Origin of the sequence: Microvirga arsenatis (assembly GCF_009910705.1) — a bacterium.
Taxonomy (GTDB): domain Bacteria; phylum Pseudomonadota; class Alphaproteobacteria; order Rhizobiales; family Beijerinckiaceae; genus Microvirga; species Microvirga arsenatis.
The window spans coordinates 582,269-595,396 of record NZ_JAAAXJ010000001.1 but is presented as its reverse complement, the minus strand read 5'-3'; the positions used below and the strand labels follow the sequence as shown (position 1 = coordinate 595,396).

The 13,128-nt window shown below is 66.2% G+C and carries 10 protein-coding genes; 5 read left to right on the top strand and 5 right to left on the bottom strand.

The window, feature by feature from the left end:
• Nucleotides 1–125: 125 nt before the first annotated feature.
• The 4 genes from GR303_RS02735 to GR303_RS02720 form a co-directional block, all read right to left on the bottom strand.
• Nucleotides 126–1,397, bottom strand: a complete 1,272-nt coding sequence (locus GR303_RS02735; protein ID WP_161724625.1) for a L,D-transpeptidase family protein — start codon at nt 1,395–1,397, stop codon at nt 126–128.
• A gap of 294 nt (nt 1,398–1,691) precedes the next feature.
• Nucleotides 1,692–3,176 carry an adenine nucleotide alpha hydrolase family protein gene (locus tag GR303_RS02730; RefSeq protein WP_161724418.1) on the bottom strand — a complete coding sequence of 495 codons (1,485 nt, stop codon included), beginning with the start codon at nt 3,174–3,176 and terminating at the stop codon, nt 1,692–1,694.
• Between the two features lie 228 nt (nt 3,177–3,404).
• Entirely contained in the window at nt 3,405–3,863 is a 459-nt protein-coding gene (locus GR303_RS02725) for a DUF6163 family protein (protein WP_161724416.1), read from the bottom strand.
• The gene (locus GR303_RS02720) at nt 3,863–4,915 is read right to left on the bottom strand and encodes an enoyl-CoA hydratase/isomerase family protein (RefSeq protein ID WP_161724414.1); all 1,053 of its coding nucleotides are present in this window, start codon (nt 4,913–4,915) and stop codon (nt 3,863–3,865) included. The genes GR303_RS02725 and GR303_RS02720 overlap by 1 nt, the downstream gene beginning before the upstream one ends.
• 263 nt (nt 4,916–5,178) lie before the next feature.
• Between GR303_RS02720 and hemB the strand changes: the two genes are divergently transcribed.
• The 5 genes from hemB to GR303_RS02695 all read left to right on the top strand — a co-directional run bounded on the left by hemB (nt 5,179) and on the right by GR303_RS02695 (nt 10,539).
• On the top strand, nt 5,179–6,219 hold the full coding sequence (gene hemB, locus GR303_RS02715; protein WP_161724412.1) for a porphobilinogen synthase: 1,041 nt from the start codon (nt 5,179–5,181) through the stop codon (nt 6,217–6,219).
• Nucleotides 6,220–6,478: 259 nt separating this feature from the next.
• Nucleotides 6,479–7,828: a branched-chain amino acid ABC transporter permease gene (locus GR303_RS02710; RefSeq protein ID WP_161724410.1), complete on the top strand. Its 1,350-nt coding sequence runs from the start codon at nt 6,479–6,481 to the stop codon at nt 7,826–7,828.
• A 26-nt stretch (nt 7,829–7,854) separates the two neighbouring features.
• Entirely contained in the window at nt 7,855–9,099 is a 1,245-nt protein-coding gene (locus tag GR303_RS02705) for a threonine ammonia-lyase (protein ID WP_161724623.1), read from the top strand.
• 10 nt (nt 9,100–9,109) lie between these two features.
• Complete coding sequence (locus GR303_RS02700) at nt 9,110–9,589, top strand: RDD family protein (protein ID WP_161724408.1); 480 nt, start codon at nt 9,110–9,112, stop codon at nt 9,587–9,589.
• A gap of 203 nt (nt 9,590–9,792) precedes the next feature.
• The gene (locus GR303_RS02695) at nt 9,793–10,539 is read left to right on the top strand and encodes an arginyltransferase (protein ID WP_161724406.1); all 747 of its coding nucleotides are present in this window, start codon (nt 9,793–9,795) and stop codon (nt 10,537–10,539) included.
• A 311-nt stretch (nt 10,540–10,850) separates the two neighbouring features.
• Here GR303_RS02695 and parC read toward each other — a convergent pair whose 3' ends face one another.
• The gene (gene parC / locus GR303_RS02690) at nt 10,851–13,097 is read right to left on the bottom strand and encodes a DNA topoisomerase IV subunit A (protein ID WP_161724404.1); all 2,247 of its coding nucleotides are present in this window, start codon (nt 13,095–13,097) and stop codon (nt 10,851–10,853) included.
• Nucleotides 13,098–13,128 lie beyond the last annotated feature (31 nt).

The window sequence follows — 13,128 nt, the reverse complement described above, 5'->3', positions numbered from 1 at the left end:
TTGCCCAGGCCTTTATCATGGCTGGCCAGAGAGAGCCAACCCGCCCGCAGGACATGCCTACCCGGCTTATGAAAAGCAACAGCCCGCCGGAGGGCGGGCTGTGAAAGCTTGCTGAGAAAAGAACCTCAGTTCTGCAGGAACATCTCTTCGTCCGGCTCGGTCGGCACGCGGCTCGCGACCGGGATGGCGTTGCCGAGGCCGTCCTTGTTGTAGATGTCGTCGCGGAACTGCACGAGGCCGTCCGGGGTCGCCCAGGCGGTGACGTAGACCCAGTAGATCGGCACCGGCTGCGCCAGGCGGGCGTCGATGCGCTCGCCGGACTTGAAGGTGGCGTCGATCTGCTCGCGGGTCCAGCCGGGGGTGTCCTTCAGGAGCCACTCGATGTAGTCGCGCACGTTCTGCACGCGGATGCAGCCCGAGGAGACGAAGCGGAAATCGTCGCCGAAGATGCCCTTGGAAGGCGTGTCGTGCATGTAGACGCCGTGCTGATTCGGGATGTTGATGCGCACGAAGCCCATGGAGTTGAGATCGCCGCCCGGATCCTGACGGAAGCGATAGCGGGTGGCCTCGTCCGAGAACCAGTTGATCTGGCTGGAGGGCACCTCCTGGCCGGCCGCGTTGAAGATGCGGATCCGGTTCTCCGCCAGGTAGTTCGGCTCCTTCTGCATCTTGGGGATCAGGTCCTTCTTCACCACCGAGGCGGGAGCCGTCCAGAACGGGTTGAAGTTGACCTCGACCACCTTCGAGTTCAGCAGCGGCGACTGGCGGTCGATCTTGCCGACGCCGGCCGCATGGCGGGTATGGACGACGCCGCCCTCCACCGTCTCGACGAGAGCGGCGGGAATGTTGGCGACCACGTAACGGTTGGGCAGCCCTCCGCCCACCAGGCTGCGCAGGCGCGCGACGTTGATCTCGAGCTGGCGGATGCGCATCTCGACCGGCACGTTCATGGCCACGACCGTCGGGCCGGTCATGGTGCCGGTGGAGCTGATGCCGTGGCGGGCCTGGAAGCGGCGCACGGCGGCCTCGACATAGGAGTCGAAGATCGGCGATTCGCCGGCCGCCGGGTCGAGATCCCCGGTCACGATCAGGCGCTGGCGCAGGGCGACGACCGCCGGGCTCTTCGAGCCCACCCGCAGGCCCTGGACGCCCTGGACGGGCTGCCAGCCGCCGCGGGCGGCGATGGCGCGGTAGTACTCGATCATCTGCTCGGTGGCGGCGAGCGAATCCGCGGAGATCATCGGGGTCGAGGTCCGCTGCACGCGGGTGCGGGAGACCGCCTCGTAGTTCTGCGACCACTCGGCCTGGGTCTGGGCGAACTGCTGGGCCAGGGCTCCGGTCGCCGGCGTGAAGACGAGGGCGAGCGATCCAGTCAGGAGGGTACGGCGAGACAACATGAGCGCAAGCTCTTCCCGGTTGGTGTGGTCGAACTGGAGAGCGGCAGACAAGCGCCCGATCCGCCCCCGCTTCCGGCGATAAGTGCCGGGATTGGATTAAGGAACGGTATCGAAAACAGGGAACATCGGGGCCGTTTTATGGCAAACCGGCCGTCAGGTCCGCCCCGGGGTCTCGGAACCGCTCTGCAGGGCTATGTAACTTTGAACTGTGCTCTTGGGGATACACTTCTGCGTGAGCAGCTTGGCCTTCTACGCCGTCATGCCACGGAGATTCCTGCTCCTCGCCTCCCAGGGTCATGCGGGGGCCGGAACAGGCCAATCCTTCGGATTGATGGGAATGTCCATCAGGCGCGGATCGACCATGTCGATCATGCGGTGGAAAGCGGTCGCATTCACGCGGTCCTCATACGGCACTCCCAGGAGGACTTCCCAGATCGCACGGGCATTGAACGGGATGAAGGCTTGCGCGTAGAAGTCGCGCTCCAGCATGGCAACGCCATGCCATGCGGCCATCCGGTGCTCCCAGTAAAACTGGTCGAAAGGATCCAGAATGCCACGAGCGGCATTGAAGTTGCTGGTGGTCAAAAGGTCCTTGAAGGCCTCATCTGCCACCCTGCTCCAGCCCGGATAAGCCTTGGCAGCTTCCTTTCCCGAGGTCGGCATGGAGCGCAGGTGGAGGGCGCGCATGGCCCAGGGAGATACCGGCGGGGCGGGATTTCCTCTCATTGCGTAGAGTGCCCTGCCGATCTTCCCGAGATTCAACGAATCGAGGCGGATCGTCGGAGCCGGCCTTTTCATCTTTGCATAGAACGTCCTGCCGATCTCCAGCAGGTTGGCCGTTACCGCAACGGTGTTGCTGTCGCCGATCCATTTCGCGAGCGGTTGCACGGCCTGGTAGTGGTGACAGGCATAAGTTGCATGCTCGAGCCGCGCCAGCATCTCGCCATGGGGCGCCGTAACGGGAATGGTGGAGTGCCGCACCCCCATCGTCCGCGCCAAATCCGAGGCAACGGCAATGTCTCGTGCGGTGCTTTTGCCCCCGCCATAAGTGTATGTCTCGAATGGCACCCCGCTCCTGAGCAGAACGGCCAGCATGACCCTGCTGTCGAGCCCAGCCGTCAATGCCAATCGAATCGGATGTGCCTCGGCGACTTTCCGCACCGCTCTCGTGGTCCAATCCAAGACCATGCCTGCGGCTTCTTCCGGTGTACGTGGGACGAGTTTCGTGCGAGGCCAGAAGCGACGAACCTTCGGTTTGGAAGGCGGCAGCCCCAACCGACGGCGTGTTTCAGCGACCGGCAGTTCGATCAGCGTGTTTGGGGTCAGCAGTTTGACGCTCGGGAAAGGCGTCCCGTTTCCCGGAAAGCCATAGCGAAACGGAACGTCGCTGGTGCGCTCGTTAGCGACGAGCCGGGCATGGGACGCGACAACCTCGAAATCCCTGCGGTAGAAGATGGCTCGCATTCCGGTTGCGTCCGAGACGATGCGCAGCCCCTGTGGATCTTTGACGAACACCGCAAAGCGTCCGCACAGAAGATCCAGGGCCTCGTAGAAGGTGCCTTGCTCCAGAGCGCTGAGGAGCCATTGAGCAGGGTCAGCGATATCGGGTTCGATCCCGACACAAAGACCGAGGATCGTTACGGAACGATCGGCGTCAGATGCTGCCGAGACAGCAAGATCCTTGCAGACAAAAAGGTTTTCCAAAGGCCCTGCAACATAACCCTCAGGAGGAGACAAGGAGCCTCGACTCCATACAAATCCGCGGGGAAACTGCTGCATTATGCCATCCTAGCAGGGACTATCGGGCTTCTTGCGAAAGCTTCGCTATACATAGGAACAGGCCTCCTCCGTCAAACAGAGCTCCACGACTGTCTGGGAAGCAAGACCGAAATCTCGTTCCTTTGAAGGGGATGCCTTTTTCTGGCTGGCGGCAACCTACCACCATACCATCAACAAAAAGGCTCTTGCGCAGTCCTGGACCATCTCGGCTGTGTTATGGGACTTCGATCAGATTTCCCGCGCCGCGAGCCAGGCGACGGCGAGGTAGACTGCCATGAGGGTCAGGAAGAACGCTACCGTCAGCACCCCACCGGAGACGATGCCTGGGAAGAAGGCGGCCAGGATGAGGTGGCTCATGACGGCCAGGAGCCACATGATCCCGCCCCAGGTGCTCGCCATCCAGAGACCCACCGCCGCGATCAGGTCGATGAGGGCGAAGTAGATGACGGTGGCCTGGTAGCCCGTGGATCGGGCCTCGAACTGGCCGATGGGGGTCCAGATCCCGAGAATCACGGCCCAGGCGCTCAGGCCCTTCATGATCCACAGGACGGCGACCACCCGCATGAACCAGGTGAGGACGAAGCTCCAGCGCATGATGCCCTGGGCGGCGGGCCGCTCCTCGATCCGGTCGGAGGGGTATGCCCGCGCAGCCGGCGCGGAAGCGCCCTGATTGCCGCTCCGGGCCATCAGGCGGCCTCCAGCTCGTTCCCGCCGAGATCCGCGAAGTGGCGCTCCACCACGGCGGGATCCAGCGCCTCGATGGTCTCGGGCTGCCAGCGGGGACGGTTGTCCTTGTCGATGATGACGGCCCTGACCCCCTCGTAGAAGTCGTGTCCGTCGCCGATGCGGGAGACGATGCGGAACTCGACCTTCATCGCCTCCTCGAAACCGAGGGAGGCGCCCCGGCGCACCTGCTCGAAGGCGATGCCCATGCTCGTCGGCGACTTGGTGCGCATGCCCGCGGCGGTCCTGGCGGCAAAGTCCGAGCCCCCCGCGGCGGCCTCGTCGAGACGCTGCAGGATGGCCGCGACGCTGCTGGCCGAGAAGCAGGAATCGATGAGCGCCCTCTCCGCCTCCAGCGGGGCCGGACCAGTCTCGGCGGCGAAGCGCCCGAGCGCAGTATCCACCGGCTCGCCCGCGACCAGCGCCTCGCGCAGCGCGGGGATGTCGGCGCTCGCCACGGAATGGGTCGCAAGCCCGAGCATGCAGGCATCGTCGCGCTTCACCCGTTCGCCCGTGAGCGCGAGGTACATGCCGAACTGCCCCGGCAGGCGCGGCAGGGCGTAGGTGGCGCCCACATCGGGGAAGAAGCCGATGCCCACCTCGGGCATGGCGAAGAGGTAGCGATCGCCCGCCACCCGGTGCGAGCCGTGCAGGGACACCCCCACGCCGCCGCCCATGACGATGCCGTCGATCAGGGCCACATAGGGCTTGGAATAGCGCTTGATCCGGACGTTGAGCTGGTACTCCTCGCGCCAGAAGGCGAGCGCCTCCTCCCGTCGTCCGGCCTTGAGGTCCTCGGTGAGCTGCCGGATGTCGCCGCCGGCGCAGAACGCCTTTTCGCCCGCGCCCTGCACCACGATCCGCGTCACGGCGGGATCCGTCTCCCAAGCGTCGAGCGCCCGGCGCATCTCGCGCACCATGCCGAGGGTGAGCGCATTGAGGGCCTTGGGGCGGTTGAGCGTGATGAGACCCGCCTCACCCTGCCTTTCGCAGACGACTTCGACGCTCGCGTCCATGGGCCACTCCTTCGTTGCAGGGGGCTTAAAACAAGGCCGGGGCCGGTCGTCAATGCGCTCGTTCGTTCAGGGCCGGCGCGTCCAGAAGGGGAGAACTCCGTCCCCGCACCCGGCACCTGGCCCGTCTCCCCCGCTTCGCTCGGCCCGAGGATGACACCAAACCGACCGAAACGGCGACCTCAGGCCTTTTTTAGACTAATTTAAATGTGCTAACCCTCTCGCCATTCGCCGGCGCATCGCAGGCCGGTCCTGGATCGAGAATCATGTCGAAACCCTTGCCGTTCGCCCGTCCCGCGTCGGAAGAGGCCCGAGCCTCTTCCTTGAGCCTCTCCCACCGGCCGCGGCGCAACCGCAAGGCCGAATGGGCGCGGCGTCTGGTGCGCGAGAACGTGCTGACGGCCAACGACCTGATCTGGCCGATCTTCATCGTCGAGGGCGAGAGCGGCCGCACCCCCGTCGCCTCCATGCCGGGCGTCGAGCGGCTGACCATCGGCGAGGCCGTACGGGAGGCCGAACGGGCCGCGTCCCTCGACATCCCGGCCATCGCGCTCTTTCCCTATACCGACCCAGGCTTGCGCGACCCGACCGGATCCGAGTCGCTCAACAGCCGCAACCTCGTCTGCCGGGCCGCGCGCGCGATCAAGAAGGCGGTGCCCGATATCGGGATCATCTGCGACGTCGCCCTCGACCCCTATACCAGCCACGGCCATGACGGCCTGCTGGAGGGCGAGCGCATCATCAACGACGAGACGGTGGCCCTCCTCGCCCGCCAGGCCGTGATCCAGGCCGAGGCCGGCGCCGACGTGATCGCCCCCTCCGACATGATGGACGGCCGCGTCGGCGCGATCCGCACCGCCCTGGACGAGGCAGGCTTCCAGGACGTGCAGATCATGGCCTATGCGGCCAAGTACGCCTCGGCCTTCTACGGTCCGTTCCGGGACGCCATCGGCACCAACGCCACCCTCGTGGGCGACAAGCGCACCTACCAGATGGACCCGGCCAATTCCGACGAGGCCCTGCGCGAGATCGCCCTCGACATCGAAGAGGGCGCGGACATGATCATGGTGAAGCCCGGCATGCCCTATCTCGACATCGTGCGCCGGGCGAAGGACACCTTCGCGGTTCCGACCTTCGCCTATCAGGTCTCCGGCGAGTATGCGATGATCCAGGCCGCGGCCGCGAATGGCTGGATCGACGGAGAACGGGCGATGATGGAGAGCCTCCTGGCCTTCAAGCGAGCCGGCGCGGACGGCATCCTCACCTATTTCGCTCCCAGGGTCGCGGAGAAGTTGAAGCAGGGCTGAGCACCGACAACGACCCAGGCCCGAACGTGTCAGGCTCACCGGTTTTCGGAGGCTGGCTCCCAAAGAGCGTCGCACGTGCATCCCTCCCCCTTGCGGGGAGGGATGAAGGGTGGGGATCGGAAGGTCGGAGCGCCGTGCTCGATCCAGAGGGCATGAAGGCGGCTACAGCACCTGACCTGTTTCAACGCTCACCCGGTTGCACCACCCCCACCCCTGCCCCTCCCCGCAAGGGGGAGGGAAAATGCGGCGCATATCTTTCATGAGCCGGTCTCTGAGGATCGCTTGGTTCGCATCCCTCCTGCTGGGCATCGGTCTCCTCGCCGCCTGCGGTATCGCCATCGATGCGGAGCAGACGCGGGTCTGCCGCTCGGCGCTGCCGGCCCTCAACCCGGGGGCGGTCATCGCGGTGGAACGGGTGCGGGAGGGTCCGGCCGCGCGCAGCCTGAGGATCGACTACACCGCGCGGCATCCCGACCGCCCCGTCCTCGAACGGTTCGCCATCTGCCAGTTCGCCGCGGAGGGCCTCTCGCCCAACAAGGCGGAGCTGACGGGCCTCGGCACGGAGGAAGGTCCGCTTTCCGGTGCCAGCCTCTACATGCTCAAGCGCTATTACCTCGACACTCCCGAGGGCGCGGCCGGCGATCCGGGCAGCCGCCCCGATGCCGATGTCGCGGAGATTCCGATGGCCGCCGCCTATTGGCTGCAGCAGATCCTCGTCAGCCTGCCGCGAACCGCCATCTACGCCCTGCTCTCGGTCGCCTTCGCGCTGGTCTTCGGCCTGAGCGGCCGGATCAACCTGGCCTTCGGCGAGCTTGCGGCCATCGGCTCGGCGGCCACCATCGCCGGGGCGTCCATCGTTCTGGCCTCGGGTGCCAGCGCCCCGGTGCTCGGTCTCGCGGCCGGCCTGGCAGCCTCTCTTTTTGCGGGCGCCATCCACAGTGCGGTCGGCGGGACTTTCACCATCGGCCGGATCACCGCCGAGAGCCCGCAGCCGAGCCTGATCGCGACGGTGGGCCTTTCCCTGTTCCTCATGGAATACCTGCGGCTCGTCCAGAGTCCCGTGACCGTCTGGCTGCCGCCGATCTGGTCGGAGGCCTGGCCCCTCGCCCGTGCACAGGATTTTCTCGTCAGCCTCACGCCGATCACGATCATCACCAGCGGCATCGGCCTGGCCGCCGCCTTGAGCCTGCTCTGGCTCGTCCAGGCGACCTCCTTCGGACGGGCCTGGCGGGCCTATGCGGACGATGCGAAGGCGGCGGCGCTCATGGGGGTGAACGGCCCGCGCCTCCTCGTCCAGACCTTGGCCCTCGCCGGCGCCATGGCGGGGCTTTCGGGCATGCTGATCGTGGCGCAGTATGGCGGCCTGGGATTTGCGGGAGGCTTCCAGTACGGGCTCAAGGCGCTGATCGCCGCCATCATCGGCGGGATTGGCTCCATCCCCGGCGCGATGTTAGGAGGTTTCGCCGTGGGCTTGTTCGAGACCCTGTGGTCGGCGTATCTGCCCATCGAGATCCGCGACATGGCGCTCTATGCGGCGCTGGTCGTGTTCCTCATCTTCCGGCCCGGCGGCCTGCTGGGTTTCAAGGATCCGACACCAAGACCCGTCTAAGGGCCTATAACAACTCTCCGGAGGAGATCGTGGCCGATTACGCCATCACCATCGACGACGTGAAACGGGCGGCGCAGACCATCCAGGGGCAGGTCCTGCGGACACCCCTCGTCCCCGCGCCGCGCCTGTCGCAGCTCACCGGCGCCACGGTCTGCGTGAAGCACGAGAACATGCAGCCCACCGGCTCCTTCAAGGAGCGCGGCGCGGTGACGAAGCTGGAGAGCCTGACATCCGGCGAGCGCTCCCGCGGCGTCATCGCCATGTCGGCCGGCAACCATGCCCAGGCGGTGGCCTACCACGCGCGGCGCCTCGGCATCCCGGCCACCATCGTCATGCCGGAAGGCACGCCCCTGGTGAAGGCTGAGAACACCCGCTCCTACGGCGCCAGGGTGATCCTGTTCGGCGAGACGCTCTATGAGGCGGCGGCCCGCGCCCGCGAGATCGCGGAGGCAGAGGGCCTCGTCTTCGTGCACCCTTATGACGACCCCAAGGTCATGGCCGGCCAGGGCACCATCGGCCTGGAGATGCTGGCCGACGCCCCCGACCTCGACCAGATCGTCGTGCCGATCGGCGGCGGCGGACTGATCTCGGGCATCACGGTCGCGGTCAAGGCGATCAAGCCTTCCATCGAGATCATCGGCGTGGAGGCGGCCCTCTACCCGTCCTTCAGCAACGCCATCCGGGGCGAGGACCGGCCCATCGGCGGCGCGACGCTCGCCGAGGGCATCGCGGTCAAGACCGTGGGGCAGCTGCCGCTCCCGATCGTGCGCGATCTCGTCTCCGACATCATCGCCGTCGAGGAGCCGGTGATCGAGCGGGCGGTCAACGCCTATGCCACCCTGCAGCGGACCATGGCGGAAGGCGCGGGCGCGGCGGGCCTCGCCGCCATGATGGCGCAGCCCGAGCGGTTCCAGGGCAAGCGGGTCGGCCTCGTGCTCTGCGGCGGCAATATCGACGCCCGGATCCTCGCCTCCGTGATGGTGCGCGATCTGGAGCGCGACGACCGCATCACCTCCTTCCGCATCACCTCCAACGACCGGCCCGGCCTGCTCGGGCGCGTGGCGAGCCTGCTCGGCCAGCTCGGCGCCAACATCCTGGAGGTGTCCCACGGGCGCCTGTTCCTGGACGTGCCCGCCAAGGGGGTATCCATCGATATCACTATCGAAACCCGCGACAGACAGCATACATTGGAGGTGTTCGAGGCCCTGGCGGCGGAGGGACTGGCTCCCCAGCGGATCGTCTCCCGCAGCCTGCCCGAGACCACCTTCTGAGGAGAGCCCCATGGTCAACCGCCCCTACCCGCCGACCCTGAACTATCCCTCCTACGAGGTCGACCGGGTGACGGAGGGCGTCATCGCCCGCCGCTTCTGGGCCTACCTGATCGACCTCGTCGTGATCGCGCTGTGGGTCGTGCTGATCTCCATCGGCATCTTCTTCCTGGGACTCATCACGCTGGGCCTCGGCTGGGGGCTGTTCTTCGCGCTGCCGCTCACGGCGCTGATCTTCATCGTCTACAATGCGGTGACGATCGGCGGCGCGTCCCAGGCGACGGTGGGCATGCGCTACATGGGCCTGCGGGTGATCGATCCGCGCACCGGCCGGGGGCCGTCTCCGCTGTCGGCCGCCGTGCACGCGCTGTTCTTCTACGTGGCGATCTCGACCTTCCTGCTCTGGGCCTGCGACGTGTTCGTCGGCTTCGTCCGCGACGACCGACGCTTCATCCGCGACCTGCTCACCGGGATGATGGTGGTGCGCGCTTGAGGCGTTGCCAAAAAAACGTGCGCTGTTTCCCTCCCCCTTGCGGGGAGGGAATCACGTACGCTCGTCCTCGACGCGAGCATCCCCGAAAAGCGTCTGAACACACCCCTGTGACAAACGCCCACTTTTCCTGGACGGGCGGGACACCAATGTTATCCTTCAAGCGTTGACGTAGCGCTCAAGGTTTCTCCACAAGGCCTCCCCGATTGACGAGCCAGCCCCGCGACGCACCGCAGTTCTACCTCACCTCCCCGTCCGCATGCCCCTATCTGCCGGGCAAGGAGGAGCGGAAGGTCTTTACGCATATCGTGGGGCGGCGTGGCCGGGAGCTGAACGAGATTCTCACCCAGGGCGGCTTCCGCCGGTCGCAGACCATCGCCTACCGGCCCGCCTGCGACGCCTGCCGGGCCTGCGTCTCCGTGCGGGTGCTCGTGGACGCATTCGAGCCGTCGGGCAATCTGAGGCGCGTGCTGAAGGACAATGCGGATCTCATCGGCAACGCGCTCCCCAACCGCCCGACCTCGGAGCAGTACTCCCTCTTCCGGCGCTACGTGGACACGCGCCACGCGGATGGCGGCATGGCCGACATGACGGTGCTCGACTACTCCATGATGGTCGAGGACAGCCACGTGGACACGAAGCTCATCGAGTACCGCAGGCGCGGCATCGACAGCGGCATCACGGGCAGGGGATCGGGGGATCTCATCGCCGTCTGCCTCACGGACGAGATGAGCGACGGCCTTTCCATGGTCTATTCGTTCTACGAGCCGGAGCTGCACCACCGCAGCCTCGGCACCTTCATGATCCTGGACCACATCCGGCGCGCGAAGGCGATGGGCCTGCCCTACCTCTATCTCGGCTATTGGGTCGAGGGCTCGAAGAAGATGGGCTACAAGGCCCGCTTCAAGCCGCAGGAGCGGCTTCTCGCCCATGGCTGGGTGAGGGTGGAGTAAAAGAGCAGAATAGCTCTCTACAGCAATCCAACTCTCTCCACGTCATCGCCGGGCTTGTGCCGGTGATCCACGTCTTGACGGTTTCCAACTCACAGACCTCATCCTGAGGAGCCGCTGCAAGCGGCGTCTCGAAGGAGCTTCCAGGGGACACTGGATCCTCCTTCGAGACGGATTGCTGGCACAATCCCTCCTCAGGATGAGGTGAGTGTTTCCTAAAACGTGGATGGCCGGGACAAGCCCGGCCATGACGTGGAGAGTTCTGACAGCGATCCCGGATCGGCTTGCGCCGTCCGGGATGACTGCTTCTTGATTTACTCCCCGAACCTGTTGGACTTCGGGAAGCCCTTGGGCGGCAGGCGGCCGGCTTCGGTGCGGTCGCCCATCCAGTCGCGCAGGTCCTCCTTGGCCACCGTCCAGGTGCGGCCGGAGGTGTCCTTCCAGGTGAGGCCTTCCTTCAGCTTGAAGACCTTGGCGTCGGAGACGCCGCCGTCCTTGTAGCGCTGGAGGCGCACGCCCTTGCCGCGGGTCATCTCCGGCACCTGCTTCAACGGGAAGATCAGCAGCTTGCGGTTCTCGCCGATGATGGCGACGTGGTCGCCCTCCGCCTCGGTGCAGACCACCATCCTGGCGGGCGCGTCGAGGTTGAGGATCTGCTTGCCCTTGCGGGTGTTGGCCGTGATCTCGTCGGTGGGCACCGTGAAGCCGCGCCCGTCCGAGGCGACCACCAGCAGCTTCGTTCCGGCCTTGTAGGGGAAGGCCGCGATGAAGTCGGCGCCCTCCTCCAGGTCCACCATGAGGCGGATCGGATCGCCGAAGCCGCGCCCGCCGGGGAGCTTGGAAGCGTCCAGGGTGAAGAAGCGCCCGTTATCCGCCGCCACGACGATCTTCGACGTGGTCTCGGCGAAGAAGGCGGTCTTCAGCCTGTCGTCGCCCTTGAACTGCACGCCGGATATATCCTCCTGGTGCCCCTTCATGGCGCGGATCCAGCCCTTCTCGGACACGATGACCGTGATCGGCTCGCGCTCGATCATGGCTTCCGCGAAGTCGATGTCGGAGGTGTCCGGCGCCTCGGCGAAGGTGGTGCGGCGCTTGCCCAGGGGCGTGTCGGGCCCGAAGGTCTTGCGGACCTCCTTGATCTCCCACGCAACGGTCTTCCACTGCACCTTCTCGGACCCGAGCAGGTTCTCGATCGAGGCCTTCTCCTCCTGCAGGGTCTTCTGCTCGCGCTTGAGCTCCATCTCCTCGAGCTTGCGCAGGGAGCGCAGGCGCGTGTCGAGGATGGCGTTGGCCTGGACCTCGGTGAGCTTGAAGACGCGCATCAGCTCCTGCTTCGGCTCGTCCTCCTCGCGGATGATTTTGATCACCCGGTCGAGGTCGAGATAGACGATGAGCAGGCCGCCCAGGATCTCCAGCCGCCGGTCGATGGCGGCGAGCCGGAACCTGGAGCGGCGGATCAGCACCTCGCGGCGATGGTCGAGCCATTCGCGCAGGCACTCCGCAAGCCCCAGCACCTTCGGCACCTTGCCCCCGGCGAGCACGTTCACGTTCATGGGGATGCGGCTCTCGAGCTCCGTGAGCTTGAAGAGAGACTCCATGAGAATGATCGGGTCCACCGTCTTGGCGCGGGGCTCGAGCACCACGCGGATGTCCTCGGCGGATTCGTCGCGCACGTCGGCCAGCAGCGGCAGCTTCTTTTCCTGCAGCAGCTCGGCGATCTTCTCGATCAGGCGCGACTTCGGCACCGCATAGGGGATCTCGGTGACGACGATCTGCCAGTTGCCGCGCCCCAGGTCCTCCTTCGTCCACCGGGCGCGCACGCGGAACGAGCCGCGGCCCGTGCGGTAGGTCTCCGCCATGGCGGACGGGGTGTCGACGATGATGCCGCCGGTGGGCAGGTCGGGCCCCGGCACGAACTGCATGAGCTCTTCGGAGGTGGCCTTCGGCTTGGCGATCAGGTGCAGGGCCGCATCGCACAGCTCGGCGGCGTTGTGCGGCGGGATCGAGGTCGCCATGCCGACCGCGATGCCCTGCGAGCCGTTGGCCAGCAGGTTCGGGAAGGCGGCCGGCAGCACCACCGGCTCCTCGTTGGCCTGATCGTAGGTCTCGCGGAAATCGACCGAGTCCTCGTCGATGCCCTCCAGCAGCAGGCGCGCCACCTCGGTCATGCGCGCCTCGGTGTAGCGCATGGCCGCGGCGCCGTCGCCGTCGATGTTGCCGAAATTGCCCTGCCCGTCCGCCAGCGGGTAGCGCTGGGCGAAGTCCTGCGCCATCCGCACGAGCGCCTCGTAGATCGACTGGTCGCCGTGCGGGTGGAACTGGCCCATTACGTCGCCGACGATGCGGGCGCATTTCTTCGGCGCCGACTTCGGGTCGAGCCTGAGCAGCCGCATGGCGTGCAGGATGCGGCGGTGGACGGGCTTCAGCCCGTCCCGCGCGTCCGGCAGCGCCCGGTGCATGATGGTGGAGAGCGCATAGGCGAGATAGCGCTCCTCCAGGGCATCCTTAAGATTGATGTTCTCGATCTCGCCCCCCGACGGCGGATTGACCGGCTTACCCATACTTCGAAACCCTCAACTGCGAATCGCTCTT